This is a genomic window from Bradyrhizobium iriomotense (genome assembly GCF_018129405.1).
GTDB lineage: Bacteria > Pseudomonadota > Alphaproteobacteria > Rhizobiales > Xanthobacteraceae > Bradyrhizobium > Bradyrhizobium iriomotense_B.
The window spans coordinates 204,676-224,716 of the sequence record NZ_JAFCLP010000008.1 but is presented as its reverse complement, the minus strand read 5'-3'; the positions used below and the strand labels follow the sequence as shown (position 1 = coordinate 224,716).

The window sequence follows — 20,041 nt, the reverse complement described above, 5'->3', positions numbered from 1 at the left end:
CCCTTTTGCATTGCACGCAGGGGAAAGGTCGGGCCTCTCGACAGATTGATCAATCTTGATTACATAAATCAATATGAAAAATTCCGAGGGCCTCTACCTCTCCGCCCGGGAAGCCGCCGCCGAGCTCGCGATCTCGCCGGCCACCCTGTACGCCTATGTCAGCCGCGGCCTGATCCGCTCCGAGCCGACGCCGGACTCGCGCAAGAACCGCTACCGCGCCGAGGACGTCCGCGCCCTCAAGGAGCGCCGGGTGCCGTCGCCGGAGCCGCGGGGCTTACGCAGCTTCGACGCCGATCTGCCGGTGATGGACACCGAGATCTCGACCATCACCGAGGACGGTGCGATCTATCGCGGCGTCAATTGCGTCGATCTCGCCGAGAACGACACGCTGGAGCACACCGCGACGCTGCTCTGGGACGTTTCCGGCGTCGATCCTTTCGCGCCCGGCAATCAGCCGGAGATTTCCGCGGAGATGCGCGCCATTGCGGAAGCCGCGCGCCGCGCCGCGCCGATCGACCGCGCCATCGCCGTGCTGGCGCTCGCCACCAGCGCCGATCCCCGCGCCTTCACCCGCGCTCCCGAGGGTCGCGCCATGGTCGGCGCGCGCATCGTCCGCCTGCTGGTCGCGACCATGCTCAATGCCGAGCCGTCCGCCGAGCCGTTGCATCAGCAGGTCGCGCGCGCCTGGGCGCCCGATAACAAGCATGCGCCCGATCTGATCCGCCGCGCCCTCGTTCTGCTCGCGGACCATGAATTGAACGCCTCGACCTTCACCGCGCGCTGCGCGGCCTCGACCGGCCTCAACCTTTATGACTCGGTCATCGCCGGCCTCGCCGCGCTGAAGGGGCCGAAGCATGGCGGCGCCGGCGTGCTCGCCTCGCAGCTCGTCAAGACGCTGATCGATCGCGACGTCGAACCCGTGGTGCGCGAGCGCGTCGCGCTCGGCGAGCGCTTTGCCGGCTTCGGCCACGGTGTCTACAAGCGCGGCGATCCCCGCGCGCAATCGCTGTTGAATGCCTTGTCGCGCGCCGGCGCGCCGCGCAAATTCACCAAGGAAGTGCCGGAGCGGATCGTCGAGGCGACCGGCGAACTCGTCAACATCGACTACGCGCTCGCCGTGCTGGTGCACGCCCTGCGCCTGCCTGCCGGCAGCGAGCTCGCTTTGTTCGCGATGGCCCGCAGCGTCGGCTGGATTGCGCACGCCAGCGAGCAATTGCAGTTCGGCAAGCTGATCCGGCCAAGGGCAAGGTATGTGGGGCCGGCGCCGGGGAGAAGGGTGGGGACGGCTAGTTAGCGCTGCTCTCTCCGCCGTCGTCCTGGCGAAAGCCAGGACCCATACCGCGAGGTCTATCGGTCGCGGACGGTGGGAGTACCGAGTGACGAATCTTCGCCAAACCACTGCTTGGGGTAATGGGTCCTGGCTTTCGCCAGGACGACTCGAGGAGAGGCTCTAGCCCCGCGGCTTTGCCTCGGCGACAGCGCCGCCATTCCGCCGGCGATAGATCCACACCGCTATGCCCATCACGACCGCAACCCCGACCACCGTCAAAATCCAGATATGCTTGCCAACGTGCCCATGGTGGTGCAGCCCGGCATATTCGTGCAGCGCCGTCACCGCCAGCACGCCCGGCAGCACATGGGCGGGGGCCCAGACCAGGATCGCCGGGATGTTCACCGCATAGAATCTTGCGGGGGCCATCCCCAGCGCGCCGGCGGTCACGGGCACGAAGGCGCGGATCGGCGGCACGAAGCGGGCGAAGAACACGGCCCAGGTGCCGAAGCGGTGGAAGAAGCTCTCGCTCTCCTCGACCACGCGAGGATAGTTGGTCAGCGGCCAGGTGCTGAGGATTTCGCGCTGCCGCCTGTGGCCGATCCAGTAGGCCGAGCCGTCACCGAGCACGGCGCCGAGCGCAGCGGCCACCAGCACCCATGGCAATTTCAGCTCGCCGCCTGGAATCAGGGCGCTCAGCGCCAGGATAATGGTCGAGCCGGGGATGACCGATCCCACCACCGGCACGGCTTCCAGCAGGGCTGCCAGGAACAGGGTCAGATAGGCCAGCCACGCATGGGCCGAGACGAAGGCGATGAGGGGATCAAGAAAGGAAGTCACGTCGTCTCTGTGGCGGGCTGGGACTTTTCGGTTCGGACCCTACATAAGTAAGCAGAGGCGGCGAAAGTGCCATTTGCGTGGGCAGCCCCCGTTACCGCCCGAAATTCGAGCGCGATTCGCAAGGCAGCCCTCCAAAAACTGCGTTCCTCACCTATCTAAATGAAAAGACAACGGAACTTTGATTGAGGGGCGGGCTTCTGCCGGCACGTTGTCTCTGATAGGTTCGCAGCCGCACCCAGCCGCAGCCAACGTGCAATAACTGGTCTCGGGATCGCCCGGGGCCTCGGAGGATTGATGACGACCGCCGCCCTGTCCAAAGTTGAGGAAGTTTCCGGTCTGCCCGACATGAAGGTGTCGGTCCGCCAGGTGTTCGGGATCGACAGCGATCTCGAAGTGCCGGCCTATTCCGAAGTCGATCCTCACGTGCCCGAAGTCGATTCCGATTATCGCTTCGACCGCGCCACCACGCTCGCCATTCTCGCCGGCTTTGCCCGCAACCGCCGCGTGATGGTGACCGGCTATCACGGCACCGGTAAATCCACCCATATCGAGCAGGTCGCGGCCCGCCTGAACTGGCCCTGCGTGCGCGTCAACCTCGACAGCCACATCAGCCGTATCGATCTCGTCGGCAAGGACTCCATCGTGGTCCGCGACGGCAAGCAGGTCACCGAATTCCGCGACGGCATTTTGCCCTGGGCGCTGCAGAACAACGTCGCGCTGGTGTTCGACGAATACGACGCCGGCCGCCCGGACGTGATGTTCGTGATCCAGCGCGTGCTGGAAGTCTCCGGACGCCTGACGCTGCTGGACCAGAACAAGGTGATCAAGCCGCACCCGGCGTTCCGCCTGTTTGCGACCGCCAACACCGTCGGCCTTGGCGACACCTCCGGCCTCTATCACGGCACCCAGCAGATCAACCAGGGCCAGATGGACCGCTGGTCGATCGTCACCACGCTGAACTATCTCAGCCATGACGAGGAAGTCGAGATCGTGCTGGCCAAGGCCAAGCACTATCGCACCCAGGAAGGCCGCGACATCGTCAACAAGATGGTCCGCCTTGCCGATCTCACCCGTAACGCCTTCGCCAACGGCGATCTGTCGACGGTGATGAGCCCGCGCACGGTGATCACCTGGGCGGAAAACTCCGACATCTTCGGCGATATCGGCTTCGCCTTCCGCGTCACCTTCCTCAACAAGTGCGACGAACTCGAGCGTCCCCTGGTCGCCGAGTTCTACCAGCGCTGCTTCAACGCGGAGCTGCCGGAATCGGCGGTCAACGTGGCGCTCAGCTGAGGTTCGAATGTCGTCCCGGACAAGCGGACTCCTGACGGTGCGAAGCGCCGTGTGGAGGGAGCGCAGATCCGGGACCCATAACCACAGGACGTGGTTGTTGCGAAGATCGGGGCCGTCGGTGTGCTCAATAACTGCGTATGGTGGTTATGGGTCCTGGCCCCTCGTGCGCAATTGCGCAACTAGGCCAGGACGACGGTGAGATCGAAATGACGACGTCGAACTCCAAATTCCGCAGCAGCAAGGAAGCGCCGACCGAGCCGTTCAAGCGCTCGGTCGCGTCCTGCCTGAAGGCGATCGCCAAGTCGCCCGAGCTCGACGTCTCCTTCGCCGCCGAGCGCCCGGGCCTTGCGCCGGGCAAGGCGCGGCTGCCCGAGCCGGCGCGCAAGATGACCAAGCGCGACGCCGCCATCGTGCGCGGCCACGCCGATTCCATCGCGCTCAAGATCGCCTGTCACGATCCCAAGGTTCACCGCAAGCTGATGCCCGGCAATCCGCAGGCGCGCGGCGTGTTCGAGGCGGTGGAGCAGGCTCGCGTCGAGGCGATCGGCGCGCGCCGCATGGCGGGCGTTGCGAAGAATCTCACCGCGATGCTCGACGACCATTTCCACCGCGGCAAGTTCGACGAGATCACTGACCGAGCCGATGCGCCGCTGGCGGACGCGCTGGCGATGCTGGTGCGCGAGCGCCTGACCGGCATGGCGCCGCCGACGGCGGCAAAGAAGATGGTCGATCTTTGGCGTCCCATTCTCGAAGACAAGATCGGCAGGCGGCTCGACCGGCTCGACGGCGTGGTCGAGGACCAGGCCAGGTTCGGCGACGCCGTGCACGATCTGTTGTCGGCGCTCGAGCTCGGCGACGAGCGCAACGCCGACAGCGAGGACAATGAGGACAACGACGAGAACCAGGACGGCGACAACGACCAGTCCGGCGCCGAAGGCTCGCCCGATTCCGATGCCGCGCAGGAGATGAGCGCCGACCAGGCGCAGGCGACCTCGGAAGAGATGAGCGAGAGCGCGATGGAAAGCGCGCAGGCCTCGACCTCCGACACCTTCGACGACGGCGAGCTCGGCGACGACGAGACGCCGGGCGAGGCGACGCGTCCGAACGCGCACGGCAGGAACGAGCCGCGCGGGCCGGAATATCACGCCTTCGCGCCCAAGTTCGACGAGGTCATCGCCGCCGAGGACCTCTGCGACCATGACGAGCTGGAGCGGCTGCGCGCCTATCTCGACAAGCAGCTCGCGCATCTGCAGGGCATCGTCGCCCGCCTCGCCAACCGGCTGCAGCGCCGTCTGATGGCGCAGCAGAACCGCGCCTGGGAGTTCGACCTCGAAGAGGGCATTTTGGACCCCGCGCGCCTGTCGCGCGTCGTCACCGATCCCTATCATCCGCTGTCCTTCATGCACGAGAAGGAAGCGACGTTCCGCGACACCGTGGTGACGCTGCTGCTCGACAATTCCGGCTCGATGCGCGGACGGCCGATCACGGTCGCCGCCACCTGCGCCGACATCCTCGCCCGCACGCTGGAGCGTTGCGGCGTCAAGGTCGAGATTCTGGGCTTCACCACGCGCGCCTGGAAGGGCGGTCAATCGCGCGAGGCCTGGCTTGCTGCCGGCAAGCCGGCCAATCCCGGCCGTCTCAACGATCTCCGCCACATCATCTACAAGTCCGCCGACGCCCCCTGGCGTCGTGCGCGCAAGAATCTCGGCCTCATGATGCGCGAGGGTCTGCTGAAGGAGAACATCGACGGCGAGGCGCTGGACTGGGCGCACAAGCGCCTGCTCGGCCGGCCCGAGCAGCGCAAGATCCTGATGATGATCTCGGACGGCGCGCCGGTCGACGATTCCACGCTGTCGGTCAATCCCGGCAATTATCTCGAGCGGCACCTGCGCCACATCATCGAGGAGATCGAGACCCGCTCGCCGGTCGAGCTGATCGCGATCGGCATCGGCCATGACGTCACGCGCTATTATCGCCGCGCGGTGACGATCGTCGACGCGGAAGAACTCGGCGGCGCCATCACCGAGAAGCTCGCCGAGCTGTTCAGCGAGACCAACACCGCACCAACCCAGCCGGCCGGTCGCCCGCGACGCAAATTGCATTCGTGAGCACCCAATCATCCCGCCGCCGCTTTCTTGGCCACGCGGCGGCGGGATTCTCCACTTTCGCGCTCTCGCGCCTCGCGCAGGCGCAAGCCACGACCGAGCCGCCACCGCGCCCGCTCCAGGTCGAGCACGCCGTCACTGATCCCGTCAGCCTCGAAGTCAACGCGCGCACTATTCCCAACTTCGAGCCGCGCGACCGCTCGCGCACGCGCTTCGGCTCGCTGGAATATCGCAGCGGCCTGGTGCTGACCTCGCCCTTTCGCGGCTTCGGCGGCCTGTCCGGCATCCGGCTCGACGCCAAGGGCGAACGCTTCCTCGCGATCTCCGACCAGGGCGGCTGGTTCACCGGCCGCATCCGTTATTCCGGCCGCAACATGACCGGGCTCGACGATGTCGAGGCCGCGCCGCTGCTGGGCGCGGAGGGGCGGCCGATCACCGAAAAGCGCATGTGGTGGGATTCGGAATCGCTGACGCGCGACGGCAATGTGGTCTATGTCGGGCTCGAGCGCGTCAATCAGATCCTGCGCTATGATTTCGCCAAAGGCGGCATCCGTGCCCGCGGCGAGCCGATCCCGGTGCCCCCTAGCGTGCGCAAGCTGCCGCACAACAAGGGCCTGGAGGCGCTGGTCCTGGTCCCGAAGGGGCAGCCTCTCGCCGGCAGCCTGATCGCGTTCTCCGAGCACGGGCTGGATGCCGCCGGCAATCTGGTCGCGTTCCTGATCGGCGGTCCGACGCCCGGCCAGTTCAGCGTGCGCCGTACCGAGAAATTCGACATCAGCGATGCGGTGCTGTTGCCGTCCGGCGAGCTCCTGATCCTCGAACGCAAATTCTCCTGGTTCACCGGCGTCGACATCCGCATCCGCTCGATCGCCCTGAAATCCATCGCGCCGGGCGCGGTGGTCGACGGCCCCGCGCTGTTCAAGGCCGATCTCGGCCAGGAGATCGACAACATGGAAGGCATCGACGCCCACGTCACCGCCGAGGGCGAGACCGTGCTGACGCTGGTGTCGGACGACAATTTTTCGATGCTCCAGCGCACCCTGCTGCTGCAGTTCACGCTGGTGGAGTAGGGGCGCGCTATCCCTCCGCCGTCGTCCTGGCCTAGTGCGCAATTGCGCACGGGAGCCAGGACCCATACCGCGTGATCTATCGGGTGCGGCAGGTCGGAGTACCAACGACGAGTCTTCGTCAAACTCCTCCCTGGGGTTATGGGTCCTGGCTTTCGCCAGGACGACGATAGAGGGTGGGACAACCACCCGCGATCATATGACGCGCGCAATGCATGGCGGCGCGAGCCGCTATGCCGCCTGCGCAACTGGCAATTCGCGTTTCCGCCACTAAACTTCATGCAATCGCTTTCATCCCCCATCTTTCGGAACTCCCCGCATGAGCGCCCTGTTTTCTCCGATCAAGCTGCGCGGCCTGACCTTGAAGAACCGCGTCGTGGTGTCGCCGATGTGCCAGTATTCGGCCGACGACGGCGTCGCCACCGACTGGCACTTCACCCACATCAACAATCTCAGCCTGTCGGGCGCGTCGATGTTCTGCATCGAGGCGACCCATGTCGAGGCGATCGGCCGCATCACGCCGGGCTGCCTCGGGCTCTACAGCGATGCCTGCGAGGCCGCGCTGAAGCAGATCCTCACCTCGGTGCGCAAGCATTCCTCCACCGCGATCGGCATGCAGCTCGCCCATGCCGGCCGCAAGGCCTCTAGCGCGCGGCCCTGGGACGGCGGCCAGCTGATCCCTGCGAGCGAGGGCGGCTGGCAGACGGTCGCGCCATCGGCGCTGCCGCACAAGGAGGGCGAGGCCGCCCCGCTCGCGCTGGACGCCAGCGGCTTGAAGCGCATCCGCGACGCCTTCGTCGATGCTGCAAAACGCGCCGACCGTCTCGGCATCGACGCCATCGAGCTGCACGGCGCGCACGGCTATCTCATGCATCAGTTCCTGTCGCCGATCTCGAACCGGCGTACGGACGAATATGGCGGTAGCTTGCAGAACCGCATGCGCTTCCCGCTCGAAATCTACGACGCCGTGCGCGCCGTGTTCCCGCACGACAAGCCCGTGGGCATGCGGGTGTCGTCGACCGATTGGGTCGAGGGCGGCTGGGATCTGGCGCAGACCATCGAATTCGCGAAAGCGTTGAAGGCGCGCGGCGTCGACTGGATCGATGCCTCCTCCGGCGGTGTCTCGCCGCTGCAGAAGATTCCGCTCGGCCCCGGCTATCAGGTGCAGTTCGCAGAGGCGATCCGCCGCGAGACGGGAGTGCCCACCATCGCCGTCGGCCTGATCTCCGAGGCAAAGCACGCCGAGGAGATCGTGGCATCCGGCAAGGCCGACATGGTCGCACTCGCCCGCGGCATGCTCTACGACCCGCGCTGGGCCTGGCACGCCGCCGCCGAGCTCGGCGGCGAAGTCGAGGCCCCGCCGCAGTACTGGCGCTCGCAGCCCTCGACGCAGAAGGCGCTGTTCGGCAAGACCACGTTCGGGGCGCGGTGAGGGGGGCGTGAGTGTGAGGCGCGATAGCGGCGCTACAATCTCCGCCGTCGTCCCGGACAAGCGCAAGCGCAGATCCGGGACCCATACCGCGTGATCTCTCGATGGCGCGCGGTCGTTGTTGTCACCTTCTTAAACTTCGAATCTTCGCCAAACTGCTCCCTGTGGTAATGGGTCCTGGCTTTCGCCAGGACGACGGTTGAGTGTGCTGCGCTCGCTCGCACCCCCGTAAGAGTTACCCCTCACGCATCCGTAACTCCCCCAAGCTTTCACCTCCCCCGAAACTGGCCTAACCTCTCCGCACTCAACGCCTCACGGAGGCCGGCCATGCGGTTTGGTGTTCGCAAGACTGCCCACGTGTTCGAACGCGTGGGCCTCGCGATGGCGGGGGCCGCGTGTGGGCTGTTCGTCGGCGCCTATGTCGGATCGGCGATCGCGCCGCTGACCACGCAGGGGTTCCTGCTGCTGATGATGCTGCTCGGCGCGGTCGGCTTCTATCTCGGCATCGACACGCCGCAGATGCCGTTCGACGACGCGCACAGCGCCATCGACGCCGCCGAATTTCTGAGCTCCGCCGGCACGCTCTGCGCCACGCTCACCGCGCTCGCCTCCGTCGCCGTCATCGTGCTCCGCCTCGATCCGCACATGGCCTGGACCTGGCTCGTCCTGCTCGGCTGGACCGCCGGCGTCGCCATGCAGATCGTCGCGGGGGCGAAAGCAAGGATGCGGAAGTAGGGGGGAAGGTGAGGGGCAGGTAGAGCGCGCCCAGCATTCCGCCGTCGTCCTGGCGAAAGCCAGGACCCATACCGCGTGATCTATCGATTGCGAATGGTGCTAATCCCGAACAACCAACCTTCGCCAAACCCCTCCCTGGGGTAATGGGTCCTGGCTTTCGCCAGGACGACGATCGAGTGTGTGGCGGCGCTTTGGCCGACCACAGGCGACGACGAAATCAAAACACCACGCCCACCCGCGTGCCGCGCTTCCATGCGATGCGGCAGCGCTTCTTGGTGTTGACGTGCAAGAGCTCGAAGCGGTCGGGGATCTGCACCTGGCCGCCGAGATCGACGCAGGCGCCGCCCGGCGAATAGTCGATCAGCGTGCAGGGAATCACAGGCGCGCGCGGGTCGGTGATGATCTTGGCCTGGCGCGACACCAGGCCTGCGGGTTTGACGCGGGCATATTTACGCGGATGCATTGGCACATCTCCTCCAACTCCGCGGCTCACGGCGGACTCTGTGCTGGATGATGCAGAGGAGTTGATGCGATCCGGCTAAGGTCGGCGGGAGAATTTTAATGAAAAGTGGCGGCGACTGCGGAAAGTTGCGGTAACGGGGTGCGCATGCGTTGCTTCAACTTCCGCCGTCGTCCTGGCGAACGCCAGGACCCATTACCCCAGGGAGGAGTTTGGCGAAGATCCGCAGTTCGGTACGCCGATCTACCGCAATCGAGAGATCACGCGGTATGGGTCCTGGCTTTCGCCAGGACGACGGCTGAAAGTGTTGCGCGACTCTGCCCACCTCACCCGGTCACCCCCTCATCCACGCCAACCCCCGCCGCCACATCCACCCCCGGCGGCACCGGCATCGGCACCGTGACGTACTCCTTCGGCATGTTCACCGGCCGGTAGTCCGGCTCCACCGCCATGCGCTTGAACACGCTCTCATGCACATGCGCGCCTTCGGGGATGACGCGCGGCTCGCAATCGGGGATGTAGAAGCCGAAATAGACCTTCCGCTCCGGCCATTCCTTGTACTTCGCGCGCTTCGGCAAATACTCCAGCACGCGCCAGGCCGCATTCATCGAATTGTGCAATTCGCCCGTCTTCCCCGTGTAGGCCGGCTCCACGTATCTGAACGGCGAGTTCTTGCGCTGGACGCCCCAGGCGAGCTGGTTCACGGTGCGCGGGTTGAAGTTCAGCCCGGCCTTCCCGGCCTCCTCGATCATCCAGATCAGCGGATACTTGGATTCCCCGCTCTCGGCCTCCGCATAGCCGCCGCCGACGTCGCAATGCACGCCGGCGAACCACACCTGCAGAATGTCCTGCGGCACCTTCTTCTCGTCCGGCACGTAGCGATTGCTCCAGAAGTCCTGCGGCTCCTTGTATTGCTTGAGGCGGAACATGCAGCGCCGCTCGTCGATCGCGATCGCCTGCCGGAAGATCTTGACGCTCGGATTGCGCAGTGTGAAGGCGAGCTCCTCCAGGCTGAACAGGAAGAAGAAATTGTCGCGCCGCGGCACGATCACGCTCGCCACCGTGTCCCAGACGCCGATGAAGTGGATGGTCGGCCAGCGCGTCGAGGTGATCCGCGCGAACTGGGCGGCAAGGTCGAACACGTCCTTCGGCAGCGGCCCGCTCTCGTCGATCGCGATGTCCTTGAGGTCCTCGACGTCGTTGCCGCGCCCGGTGCCGGAATATTGCTTGTAGGCGACGAGGCCACTTCCTGCGAGGTTCGCCTGCTCCGGCGAGATCAGGCCGATTTTATGAATGAGCCCCGCCAGCACGCGAACCGTGTAAGCACCGCGCGAAAACCCGAACAGATAGATCTTGTCGCCCGGCGCGTAATGCTCGACCAGGAAGCAATAGGCCGACAGCACGTTGTCATCGAGCCCGTAGCCGGTGGCAAGCCCCAGCACCAAATTGATGTTGGCCTTCCAGCGGTGCCACGTCGTCGGCTCCGTCACCGTGCCGACCCCGGGATCGTAGAACACCATCTGCCGCGGCTGCGTCTTGTCGGTCTTGCGCAGGCAGCGATAGAGCTTCAGGACGTTGGAGATGTTCTCCGAAATCTCGTTGCCGGTCCCGTCACAGCAGATGACGAGGTTTTTCGGCTCAATGTTGTGTGCGTGCTCCACAGGTCTGCCCCTCCGGGAAATGCTACCCGGGCGAGTATAGCGGAATTGCGCGACGGAGTGGAGACGGGGTGCGTTTAGCCGGGCCGCAGACTCCGCCGTCGTCCTGGCGAAAGCCAGGACCCATACCGCGTGATTCATCGGTCACGATCGGTGCCAATCCCGAACAACCGGCCTTCGCCAAATTCCTCCCTGGGGTAATGGGTCGTGGCTCCCGTGCGCAATTGCGCACTAGGCCAGGACGACGGGAGAGGAGAGGACCTGTCTCCACCTGCATCAGCCTTCGCTGCAGCTTCGGCGAACGGGAGCGGGGAGAGGCGAAAGAAGCCCCTACTTCTTCTTCGCCGGCCCGAAATCCGGCTGCCAGGCCGCCTCCTTGCGGCTCGGTGCGGCCGCGATCACCTTGGCCTTCTCCTTCTTCGGTTTCTTGGCTTCGCGATTGCTGCGTTGCTGTCCCTTGGCCATGACGTCCGTCTCCTCTCGGGGTTCGAATTCGTCCAGTTGCGCGGCGGGCGCGCAAATGACCTTCAGTCACCGGTCGATGCCGTTGAACGCGCGGTGGTGCGACAGCGTACGCCTGCACCACGCCGATAGCGAGCCATAAAGCCGAAGCGCGCGCGGATGCCGCGGCAGAAAGCGTTGGCTATTGCCGATCAATGAGCGCATGCTTTGCACTACGGCGTCGGTTGGGGCTCCTCTTTTCGAAAGGCAGGCGCGCATGACCATTCGCTCGCGGCGCGAAACCGTCACGTTCCGCCATCCGTTCCGCATCCACGGCATCGATCGGCTGCTGCCCGCGGGCGCCTATTCGGTGATCGCCGACGAGGAGACGATCGAAGCGGAGACCTTCTCGGCCTGGCGCCGGGTCGGCACGTCGATCATCGTACCCGTGGAAGGCGGAGGCGACGCCACGGAGATGCTGTCGATCCGCGCGCTCGATCTCGCCGATGCGCAAGCGATGGACGCGAGCGTCGCCAATGACTGACAAGCCCGTCGAGCTCGACAAGCACCGCGGCATGGCCGCCCAGAAGGCGACCGACCTGCGCCGCGTGCTGGCCGAGGTCGAGAGCAACGTCAGGCAGCTGCGCGAGCGCGAGGCCGATCTCGAAAACCGCCTGATGACGGTGCCCGCCGCCTCCTGGCCCGAAGCCGCGGTGAAGGCGCGCTATCTGCTCAACCTCTATGCCGCCAGCCTCCCCGTCGAGGACACCCGCCACCGCGCGCTGGTGGGCGCGCTGTTCGACGATTTCGCGAGGCTTGGCGGGGAGGGCTGAAAGGCCGGCAGCAAGTCGCCTGTGGCAACGATGGTGCGCGCATGGAAAACAGCCGTCGTCCCGGCGAAGGCCGGGACCCATAGCCACGAATGTGAGTTGTTATGGATGCATGTGCCACAGCGTGCTTCGACAAACGCTGACCGGGGTAATGGGTCCCGGCCTTCGCCGGGACGACGTTGGAGAGTTTGCTGGCCCGAAGCACGTTGCAGTCAACCGGCGTTCGCCAGGACGACGCGCAGCCAAGGAGTCCCCCGTGACCCTCACCAGCGGCCGCTACATCGGCTATGAACAGGACCGCGGCATCGTCCAGTTCCTGATGCAGGACGGCGCGAAGGAGATCCCCTGCGCGATCTCGACCTCGGCGATGGACGACCTCGAACGCGGCCCGAAGGTCGCTCCCCAGCATCGCGAAGCCCAGTTCACCCGCCTGCGCGACCGCATCGAAGCCTGCGCCGCCAGCAAATACCGCGCCTGCGAGTTCGAAGGCACCCCGCCCGGCATCGTGCTGCGGAGCATTGATTTTCGAGGGTAGGGGAGGGCCTTACGAAGCCGCGAACATCTCATCGTCGGCACCCAGCCCCATGGCCGCATCGTCTGTTGGCATTAACCGTCCGTTAACCATGCGGTTGCCTAATGTTGACGATGGGGGGATCACCATGTCGGCCCATGTGACGCGACCGAGGTTGATGCCTGTTTCGGCCGATCCGGCCATCCGGTCGGTGGCGAGGCTGGCAGTTCGCGCCAAGGCCGTCCTACAGGGCAAAGCGCCTGTCCTACGGAGCAAAGCCATGTTCGGAAAGGACGACTTAGTGGACAATCTCAGCCGCGATCTCGATCGCGCGCGCGGAAGACGAGATGCGCTCGCATCCGAAGCCACGACCCTGACGGCCCAGATCGCCGAAATTGAAGCCCGTCTTTCGGAGGAAAAGAAAAGGCGGGAGCGTGAGCGCGTCTTGAGCGAGGTCGAAGCGATCAAGACGCGAATCAAGCAAGCCGCCGGCGCGTTTGCGCCTGTCGTCGATGGTCTCTCGAGAGCGATCGAGCAGGCTGCGGCGGTTGTGCCCGAGGCGCGCGAGCTCAATAGTTTCCTGGTGTCGGTGGCGACCGAGATCGACAGCGTGCTCGATCCCCTGCTCCGCGAACTGGATCAGCGCGCGGATGCGGTGCGAGCCGGACAGGCAGCGCTGGACCTGCCGAGTTCGGCCATTGAAGCGCCGCCCATCGAGCTGCCAAAGGACACCAACGAGCGCCTGCTTCGTTTTCCGGCGTGGCTGTCCCGCGACAGGGAGACGGACAAGAAGGACACCGCCGAGAGCCCGCGTAGCACGGCGGCTTGACCACAATTGTCGTCCCGGCGAAGGCCGGGACCCATAACCACAGGGAGAAGTTGTGGCGCGAGACTCCCACTCCGAGTCTTCGCAAAACTACTCCCTGTGGGTATGGGTCCCGGATCTGCGCGCGCTTGAGGCGCGCTTGTCCGGGACGACGACGGAGTTTAGTCGCCTATAGGTAAGTTGCCGCCTCGACAATCGGCGCACAGCGCACGCCAAGAAGCTCACGCAGCATCGGTCCAATTTCGTATTGGAGACAGGCAGCTCCCCCGCTCGCCACCGCTCAGTTGGCGGCGCGGCGCAGGAAGGCCGGGATATCGAGAGCGGCCTCGTCGGGCAGATTGCGCGCAGGGGCGCGGCCGTAAGGATCGAGCGGCTGAAGCGCCGCCTGCGGCGCATAGTCCAGACCCGGCCTTGCCGGTGGCCCCACGGGGTGGTGCGGCTGCGGGCGGAGCGGCGGGCTTCCCGCTTGCGGAAGGGGGGCACTCCGCTCGATGCGATCGGCGATGCGACGGCCGTCGTTGCGCAGCCTGCCGGCGAGCTGCGTGAGGGCGGTTTCCACCGGTAGCGCCTGCTGCGCCGGATCGAGATTATCGATTCCGGTCGCCACCACCGAGACGCGGACGATGCCTTCGAGGCTTTCGTCAAACGACGCACCGACGATGATGTTGGCGTCCGGGTCGGCCTCGTCGCGAATGCGGGTCGCGGCTTCGTCGACCTCGTACAGCATGAGATCCTTGCCGCCGGTGATGGAGATGATGAGGCCACTGGCACGCTTGATCGAGGGATTCTCGATCAGCGGATTGGAGATCGCGGCCACGGCGGCGGCGAGCACGCGCTTCTCGCCGGAAGCCTCGCCCCGTCCCATCATGGCCTTGCCCTTCTCCTTCATGACGGAGAGGACGTCGGCAAAATCGAGATTGATCAGGCCTTCCTTGACGATGAGGTCGCTGATGCAGGCCACGCCCGAATAAAGCACCTGGTCGGCAAGGGCGAAGGCATCGGCGAACGTGGTCTTCTCGCTGGCCACCCGGAACAGGTTCTGGTTCGGGATGATCAAGAGGGTGTCGACCGTCTTCAGCAGCTCCTCGATGCCGGCTTCGGCAAAGCGCATGCGGCGCTGGCCCTCGAAGTAGAACGGCTTGGTGACCACGCCGATGGTGAGAATGCCGAGCTCGCGCGCGGTTCTGGCGACGATGGGTGCAGCCCCGGTGCCGGTGCCGCCGCCCATGCCGGCCGTCACGAACACCATGTGCGCGCCGGTCAGGTGATCGCGGATCGTATCGATGGCCTCTTCGGCTGCGGCGCGTCCCAATTCGGGCTGCGAGCCGGCGCCGAGGCCTGCGGTGACCGTTGTGCCGAGCTGGATGAGGCGCGTCGCCTTCGACATCGCCAGCGCCTGCGCGTCGGTGTTGGCGACCACGAATTCGACCCCCTGCAGCCCGGCCGTGATCATGTTGTTGACGGCATTGCCGCCGGCGCCGCCGACGCCAAAGACGACGATGCGGGCCTTCATTTCATGGATATCGGTATTGCCAGTCATTCTTCCCTCGCGATTGCTCATGGTCTCATCGCGCTCTAGCCGCGCGGTCTGCTTGCACGATGGAAGCGGCCAGATGTCCCAATCGACGCGCGGCGTATCCCGCGATCGTCCCGCCATCGCGGCGATCGTTCCGCAGCGCCGTCACTTCGTCTTCCAGTCGCGCCGCCCACGCATTGGCGGCCGTCGTCTCGGCGGCCGCCTGCGTCAGCTCGACGGCGAGGCGATCGGCACGCTCGCGCTCGCGCTCGAACACGGCCCTGTAGGCGGTTGCGACGTCTTCGAGCCGCGCGATCTCCGCCTTGAAGGCCGCGATCTCCAGAGCGTTTTCGAGCGAAGTGGATGCCGGTTCGCGTGAAGAAAACGCGTCAGAATAAGAATCTGGAGCCCCGTTCCGACTCCGTCGGAACGGAAATGGCTCCAACGCCTCGATCTTTGCCATGGAGGCATCGATGGGGTCTGCCCGGCGGCCCTTTCGTGGGCGGGGCGTGTACCGGAGCGCGGAGAGATCGACGCTCACCAGGGCTTTGCCGTCCTCCGAGCGCGAGCGCGGCAGGCGGCGACGTCTCGCCAGCGACCGCGCGGCCTCGCGCGAGATATCGAGGCGGGCACTCAGATCGGCATACGTCAACAACTCAACGCACATCGGCGCTTCTCCTGGAGCGAACCGGGAAGGCATTTCGAGCTAATGATGGCTGGACGATTACCGCAGGCTAGGGTGCGTTGGTTAATGGTTGGTTAACGCGCGCGCGGTGCTGTTTACGGGTGGCGTCGCCGTGCCGGCCTTGGGATCGGAGTGCCGACCCCGGGATCGCAGGGCACCATCTATCGCGGCTGCGTCTTGTCGGTCTTGCGCAGGCAGCGACGGAGCTTCATGACGTTGGAGATGTTCTCCGAGATCTCGTTGCCGTTCCCGTCACAGCAGATGACGAGGCTTTTTCGGTGAGGGGTTGCAGTCGGTGTCGCGCGCGTGCTCCACGGGATGTGCCTCAGGGTGATGCTACCGGGGCGAGTATAGCGGAAAGAGACGACATTACGCATAGCGCCGGTATGTTCTCGTCGATCCAGGAAATGCTCAGTGTGCGGCGCCGTGACGCCGTAAAACTACGGAATCCCCGTAAGTCCTAAGTCTGAGTTTTTGCGTGTATTTTTCTCGACTACACCAGTAAGTTCTTGCGTAGAATCGCTTTCAACGATTGATTGCAAATAATTCTGTCTCGTCAATCCTTCTGACTGCGTACTGGATATATTCCGTGGACGACATTTCGGACGCCGGTGGCGTCGCTGCCCGGATCGGATTTAAGTATCAAGACCACGTAGCGGCTTCGTTCGTGCTCGATATGATCGGCGATCGAAGGGTCGTTCAGGTCGAGTGCGAGACGAGCGACGATATTACGAGGGTACTCCATCAAAACGACCTTGAGGTTATCGAGTACATCCAAGTCAAGGCTACGGATCGGGATACGAAGTGGAACTCCACTGAGCTAACAGCGCGAGCAACAAAGGATAGCCCGACCTCGCTTGTCGAGAAGTCGCTCTTGGCTGATAGGCATCAACCTGACGCTCGTTTCAGGATCGTTACGAGACGATCTGTGAATGCCTCGTTGGTCGCGCTGCTGGATCCTATTGAGCGACGAGAGGCCGCGGGTCAGATTTCCGTGTTGGCTGCGAAGCTAAAGAAAAAGTATCCAAAAACGCTTTCATATAATGGGCACGATCTGGCCTATTGGGCCCACAACGCGCTTTGGGATGTTCGGTCCGGACTAGAGCATATTGAATCGCAAAACCTGCAACTCTTGAATAGGATCGCGGAAGAATTTGGAGCGAACCCCACCTACTCGCAAGCGAAGAGGATCTACTCCGACCTGCTTCTGTTGGTGGAAGCTGCTGCTGCGGCGAGCCGGCGGAATAAGGTTCAAAAGGTAATTACCCGCACCACGATCTTAGACTGGTGGAGTGCTCGTTTGGCGGAAGTCCGAGCGACAGCTACAGCGACCGCGAAGCCTTATAGGATACGTGGCGCTAGCTTCTTCATAGAAATTCACAATGTTCCATACCCACTCGAGAAGCGCCAAGCTCTTGGCTATGACGCCCAGTATGAACGCAAAGTGTGGCGTTCGCTGCAGCTGTCGCAATATTTAGTCAGTTGGCTCGCCGAGCTATCATTGAAGGCGAGCGAGCTTGCGGAGATCGACCAATTAAATCTTAAGCAGAAGCTTGATACTGGACTCGCTACTATCCGGGCGCAGCGGACGCTGAATTCTCGGGAATTACTGGGAGAGGCGTTGCTCCATGCCATCCTACGCCACTATTTCAGCAGCGAGCCTGTCGCCTGTAAGCTGTTTCACCGCTCTCGTTTGGGAGATCGAATAACAAGAAACGCACACATTGTGTCGCGCCAACAAGGCGATCAACTTTGGTTGGGGCGCACTTACCTTCTAGAGGGTGGAGGCGAGCATGAACTCTTGGCTCGGATCTCGGATGATCTGTGCGAGACTCTCGCAACCGAAGTCCTTCAGGAGGAACGGCAGGTAATAATTCAGTTGCGAGAGCCTCAGCACCTGACCTCACGGTCCCTATGGGATGCCTTTGGACCGGGAGCGCCGATCGATCGAATACTTGAGATGCTATGTATCCCTGTATTGATTGCATACGACAGCGCGGTACTCGGAGTTGGGCATTCAGACGATTATCAGCAGAAGTTGAAGTCAGAGATCGCCAAGTTTGGAGACAGATTCGTTTCGAGTCTTCCAGCGCAAGCGGCGGAAGTTCAGGTGCATATCATCTTCGTGCCGGTCGAGGATCTCTCTGTACTAGTGGATCAATTTGAGAAGGAAATAGGCTTGGCATGAACTACAGGCAACTAAGAGACCAGCTTGGCCAAGAAGACCTTCAATCCTCAAAGATGTTCGAAGTCTTGGGACAAATTGCAGGCCATGTAAACAACAAAGAGACGCATAACCAAGGGCGTGATCTCGTAATCCGTGCGCTCGCTCGACGAGATCTATGTGGCGAATTTGAAACTCGCGTTTTGGCGTCTCTTGTTCGTAACGTTGGGCTCTATCCTTACTTGTCACCGATGCTCGAAGCCGTTGGGGATGATGATTTCCTAGCTTACGAGTTGCACCGGCCAGATGGACTAGATGCGGTATTCCATAGCTTGCAGGCTCGCATCTACTATCAGCTGCGATCGGGCTCGAACGTTGTCTTGAGCGCGTCGACCAGCGTTGGCAAGAGCTTGTTGATTGATGCCATGGTGGCTCTTGGCAAGTTCAAGAAGGTCGTCGTGGTTTTACCCACGCTCGCCCTGATCGACGAAACTCGAAAGAGGCTGGCTTCAAAGTTTCGCGAGCGGTGTCACCTAATTACGCATCCGACTCAGGTTGCTCGCTCAGACAAGATTAATGTGTATGTGCTGACTCAAGAGCGGGTTCGGCATCGAATTGACTTGTCGAACGTAGATTTCTTCGTGGTGGACGAGTTCTATAAGCTTGATTTCAGGCGAGACGACGATAAGCAAAGAGCGATTGAACTCAATCTCGCGTTTCATCAATTGGCATCTACGGGGGCGCAGTTTTATCTTCTCGGCCCAAATGTCCAATCGATCAAGGGATTGGACAAGTACGAATTTCATTTCATTCCGTCGGATTATTCGACTGTAGCAGTCGATGTTGTGCAGTTCGATCTGCCGAGTCGTGGTGATGATCGTCCAAACAAACTGGCAGAGCTAGCGCAGGTGATCGAGGGGTCTACCCTAATTTACTGTCAGGGCCCCGGTAGTGCGGCCAAAGTTGCCCGGCGATTAATGCGCAGCGTTGAACCAAGTAGCCCAGAATCTTGCGCAGCTACCGCGCATTGGATGGCTGAGAACTATCATTCAGAGTGGGCGGCGGTTGCAGCAGTAAAACATGGAATAGGCCTTCACCACGGAAGCATTCCGCGCGCTCTTCAGCAGCATATGGTGCGCATGTTCAATGATGGTTCACTTAAGTTTCTGGTCTGCACTTCGACCCTCATCGAGGGGGTGAATACGGCGGCGAAGAACGTGATTGTGTACGATCGCCGGCGGAATAGGAACGTGCTGGATTTTTTCACTTACAAGAACATTCAAGGTCGGGCCGGGCGAATGGGTACGTACTTCGTCGGCAAGGTGTACATGTTGGAAAAGCCGCCGGTCGACGATGATGTTGTTGTTGAGTACCCGATCGGAGAGCAGTCCGAGGAAACGCCGTTAACTCTTCTGCTTCAGTTGGATGATGCTGAACTCTCGGATCTGTCGAGATCGAGGGTTGAAGATGCAATAAAGAACAGCTTCTTGTCGGCTGATACGCTTCGTCAGAACGGCTCGGTGCCGCCAGAGACCCAAAATCGAATCGCGGGCATTGTTGAGCAGAAGTTCAAAGCCGGGGACATTGCTCTAGTCTGGCGCGGATTTCCCGAGCACTTTCAACTAATCGCCGTCTGTGAAATCATAGTCAACGAACTGTCTGGCCCGCGCTTAAATGATCTTGGTATCGGCTCGGGTAAGCAACTCGCTTGGCATCTAAGTACGCTAAGTCAGGCGAAGGGGATTCCTGGCTATCTTGCCGAGATCGCGCGTGGGACGTTACCTCATCAAGTTGTATCCGACAGGATCGATGAGGCTTTAAAGATCGTCCGCAATGTCATTACATTTCAATTTCCGCGTGACCTGATGGTGCTGGACAGAATCATTTCAGAGGTCGCTGATCGTCTAGAAATGGTTGGGCCGAACTACAGCGTTTATGCCGAGGCCACCGAGAATTTATTTCTTCCGCCTGCGATTGCAGCATTAGAGGAATATGGAATTCCGGTGCAGATCGCGAAGAAGTTGTCTGCTTACCTACACGAATACGATCTCGATAGAGCCTTGGACGATCTGAGGGCGCTTGATCTCGGGAATGTCGAGAACCTATCGGCTTTCGAGCGCACACTTGTTGGATCGGTTCAGAGCGCGGTTTGAGCGGAAGATTTTATGGGAGGTGGTGCGCCCAAAACAAAAACGGCCGGATCTTTCGATC

General features: G+C 62.7%; 18 protein-coding genes and 1 pseudogene. 12 read left to right on the top strand and 7 right to left on the bottom strand.

Annotation, left to right across the window (positions count from 1 at the left end; genetic code table 11):
- Nucleotides 1–73: 73 nt before the first annotated feature.
- Nucleotides 74–1,294: a citrate/2-methylcitrate synthase gene (locus tag JQ592_RS19260; RefSeq protein ID WP_211404370.1), complete on the top strand. Its 1,221-nt coding sequence runs from the start codon at nt 74–76 to the stop codon at nt 1,292–1,294.
- 156 nt (nt 1,295–1,450) lie between these two features.
- Here the strand turns inward: JQ592_RS19260 and JQ592_RS19255 are convergent, their stop codons facing one another.
- Nucleotides 1,451–2,110, bottom strand: coding sequence for a DedA family protein (locus JQ592_RS19255; RefSeq protein WP_211404369.1), 660 nt, complete (start codon nt 2,108–2,110; stop codon nt 1,451–1,453).
- A gap of 294 nt (nt 2,111–2,404) precedes the next feature.
- Here JQ592_RS19255 and cobS point away from each other — a divergent pair, with 294 nt between their 5' ends.
- The 5 genes from cobS to JQ592_RS19230 all read left to right on the top strand — a co-directional run bounded on the left by cobS (nt 2,405) and on the right by JQ592_RS19230 (nt 8,739).
- Nucleotides 2,405–3,403: a cobaltochelatase subunit CobS gene (gene cobS, locus JQ592_RS19250; protein ID WP_025032652.1), complete on the top strand. Its 999-nt coding sequence runs from the start codon at nt 2,405–2,407 to the stop codon at nt 3,401–3,403.
- Between the two features lie 206 nt (nt 3,404–3,609).
- Nucleotides 3,610–5,511 (top strand): cobaltochelatase subunit CobT, encoded by a 1,902-nt coding sequence (cobT, locus tag JQ592_RS19245; protein ID WP_211404368.1) that lies wholly within the window; start codon nt 3,610–3,612, stop codon nt 5,509–5,511.
- The gene (locus tag JQ592_RS19240; RefSeq protein ID WP_211404367.1) at nt 5,508–6,578 is read left to right on the top strand and encodes an esterase-like activity of phytase family protein; all 1,071 of its coding nucleotides are present in this window, start codon (nt 5,508–5,510) and stop codon (nt 6,576–6,578) included. Before cobT ends, JQ592_RS19240 begins: the two co-directional genes overlap by 4 nt.
- A gap of 316 nt (nt 6,579–6,894) precedes the next feature.
- Nucleotides 6,895–8,007, top strand: a complete 1,113-nt coding sequence (locus tag JQ592_RS19235) for an NADH:flavin oxidoreductase/NADH oxidase (RefSeq protein ID WP_211404366.1) — start codon at nt 6,895–6,897, stop codon at nt 8,005–8,007.
- A 324-nt stretch (nt 8,008–8,331) separates the two neighbouring features.
- Nucleotides 8,332–8,739 carry a hypothetical protein gene (locus JQ592_RS19230; RefSeq protein WP_211404365.1) on the top strand — a complete coding sequence of 136 codons (408 nt, stop codon included), beginning with the start codon at nt 8,332–8,334 and terminating at the stop codon, nt 8,737–8,739.
- Nucleotides 8,740–8,956: 217 nt separating this feature from the next.
- Here the strand turns inward: JQ592_RS19230 and JQ592_RS19225 are convergent, their stop codons facing one another.
- The 3 genes from JQ592_RS19225 to JQ592_RS38590 form a co-directional block, all read right to left on the bottom strand.
- On the bottom strand, nt 8,957–9,202 hold the full coding sequence (locus JQ592_RS19225; protein ID WP_026312067.1) for a PilZ domain-containing protein: 246 nt from the start codon (nt 9,200–9,202) through the stop codon (nt 8,957–8,959).
- 323 nt (nt 9,203–9,525) lie between these two features.
- On the bottom strand, nt 9,526–10,860 hold the full coding sequence (locus JQ592_RS19220) for a DUF2235 domain-containing protein (RefSeq protein WP_211404364.1): 1,335 nt from the start codon (nt 10,858–10,860) through the stop codon (nt 9,526–9,528).
- A gap of 327 nt (nt 10,861–11,187) precedes the next feature.
- Entirely contained in the window at nt 11,188–11,322 is a 135-nt protein-coding gene (locus JQ592_RS38590; protein WP_283816137.1) for a hypothetical protein, read from the bottom strand.
- 253 nt (nt 11,323–11,575) lie between these two features.
- On the opposite strand from JQ592_RS38590, the gene JQ592_RS19215 reads away from it, so the two are divergent.
- From JQ592_RS19215 to JQ592_RS19200, 4 genes are all read left to right on the top strand, one after another.
- On the top strand, nt 11,576–11,842 hold the full coding sequence (locus tag JQ592_RS19215; RefSeq protein ID WP_211404363.1) for a hypothetical protein: 267 nt from the start codon (nt 11,576–11,578) through the stop codon (nt 11,840–11,842).
- Nucleotides 11,835–12,131 carry a hypothetical protein gene (locus JQ592_RS19210; protein ID WP_211404362.1) on the top strand — a complete coding sequence of 99 codons (297 nt, stop codon included), beginning with the start codon at nt 11,835–11,837 and terminating at the stop codon, nt 12,129–12,131. Before JQ592_RS19215 ends, JQ592_RS19210 begins: the two co-directional genes overlap by 8 nt.
- A 253-nt stretch (nt 12,132–12,384) precedes the next feature.
- The gene (locus JQ592_RS19205) at nt 12,385–12,663 is read left to right on the top strand and encodes a DUF1488 domain-containing protein (protein ID WP_211404361.1); all 279 of its coding nucleotides are present in this window, start codon (nt 12,385–12,387) and stop codon (nt 12,661–12,663) included.
- Between the two features lie 124 nt (nt 12,664–12,787).
- Nucleotides 12,788–13,468 carry a hypothetical protein gene (locus JQ592_RS19200; RefSeq protein ID WP_211404360.1) on the top strand — a complete coding sequence of 227 codons (681 nt, stop codon included), beginning with the start codon at nt 12,788–12,790 and terminating at the stop codon, nt 13,466–13,468.
- 277 nt (nt 13,469–13,745) lie between these two features.
- On the opposite strand, the gene ftsZ is transcribed toward JQ592_RS19200, so the two are convergent.
- From ftsZ to JQ592_RS19185, 3 genes and pseudogenes are all read right to left on the bottom strand, one after another.
- Nucleotides 13,746–15,005, bottom strand: a complete 1,260-nt coding sequence (gene ftsZ / locus JQ592_RS19195) for a cell division protein FtsZ (RefSeq protein ID WP_211404359.1) — start codon at nt 15,003–15,005, stop codon at nt 13,746–13,748.
- Between the two features lie 25 nt (nt 15,006–15,030).
- The gene (locus JQ592_RS19190; RefSeq protein WP_211404358.1) at nt 15,031–15,648 is read right to left on the bottom strand and encodes a hypothetical protein; all 618 of its coding nucleotides are present in this window, start codon (nt 15,646–15,648) and stop codon (nt 15,031–15,033) included.
- 182 nt (nt 15,649–15,830) lie between these two features.
- Nucleotides 15,831–15,986, bottom strand: a pseudogene (locus JQ592_RS19185) (phospholipase effector Tle1 domain-containing protein); the annotation flags it as partial.
- Between the two features lie 269 nt (nt 15,987–16,255).
- On the opposite strand from JQ592_RS19185, the gene JQ592_RS19180 reads away from it, so the two are divergent.
- Together JQ592_RS19180 and JQ592_RS19175 are read left to right on the top strand one after the other, a co-directional pair.
- Nucleotides 16,256–17,854, top strand: a complete 1,599-nt coding sequence (locus JQ592_RS19180) for a dsDNA nuclease domain-containing protein (RefSeq protein ID WP_211404357.1) — start codon at nt 16,256–16,258, stop codon at nt 17,852–17,854.
- Nucleotides 17,851–19,983 carry a DEAD/DEAH box helicase gene (locus JQ592_RS19175; RefSeq protein WP_211404356.1) on the top strand — a complete coding sequence of 711 codons (2,133 nt, stop codon included), beginning with the start codon at nt 17,851–17,853 and terminating at the stop codon, nt 19,981–19,983. The genes JQ592_RS19180 and JQ592_RS19175 overlap by 4 nt, the downstream gene beginning before the upstream one ends.
- The last annotated feature ends 58 nt before the right edge of the window (nt 19,984–20,041 follow it).

Excerpts from the sequence above, each read along its gene's own strand:
- JQ592_RS19260 (WP_211404370.1), top strand. The coding sequence starts at position 74 with ATGAAAAATTCCGAGGGCCTCTACCTCTCCGCCCGGGAAGCCGCCGCC.
- JQ592_RS19235 (WP_211404366.1), top strand. The coding sequence starts at position 6,895 with ATGAGCGCCCTGTTTTCTCCGATCAAGCTGCGCGGCCTGACCTTGAAG.
- cobS (WP_025032652.1), top strand. The coding sequence starts at position 2,405 with ATGACGACCGCCGCCCTGTCCAAAGTTGAGGAAGTTTCCGGTCTGCCC.
- JQ592_RS38590 (WP_283816137.1), bottom strand. The coding sequence starts at position 11,322 with ATGGCCAAGGGACAGCAACGCAGCAATCGCGAAGCCAAGAAACCGAAG.
- JQ592_RS19230 (WP_211404365.1), top strand. The coding sequence starts at position 8,332 with ATGCGGTTTGGTGTTCGCAAGACTGCCCACGTGTTCGAACGCGTGGGC.
- JQ592_RS19215 (WP_211404363.1), top strand. The coding sequence starts at position 11,576 with ATGACCATTCGCTCGCGGCGCGAAACCGTCACGTTCCGCCATCCGTTC.
- cobT (WP_211404368.1), top strand. The coding sequence starts at position 3,610 with ATGACGACGTCGAACTCCAAATTCCGCAGCAGCAAGGAAGCGCCGACC.
- ftsZ (WP_211404359.1), bottom strand. The coding sequence starts at position 15,005 with ATGACTGGCAATACCGATATCCATGAAATGAAGGCCCGCATCGTCGTC.
- JQ592_RS19225 (WP_026312067.1), bottom strand. The coding sequence starts at position 9,202 with ATGCATCCGCGTAAATATGCCCGCGTCAAACCCGCAGGCCTGGTGTCG.
- JQ592_RS19190 (WP_211404358.1), bottom strand. The coding sequence starts at position 15,648 with ATGTGCGTTGAGTTGTTGACGTATGCCGATCTGAGTGCCCGCCTCGAT.
- JQ592_RS19175 (WP_211404356.1), top strand. The coding sequence starts at position 17,851 with ATGAACTACAGGCAACTAAGAGACCAGCTTGGCCAAGAAGACCTTCAA.
- JQ592_RS19210 (WP_211404362.1), top strand. The coding sequence starts at position 11,835 with ATGACTGACAAGCCCGTCGAGCTCGACAAGCACCGCGGCATGGCCGCC.
- JQ592_RS19200 (WP_211404360.1), top strand. The coding sequence starts at position 12,788 with ATGTCGGCCCATGTGACGCGACCGAGGTTGATGCCTGTTTCGGCCGAT.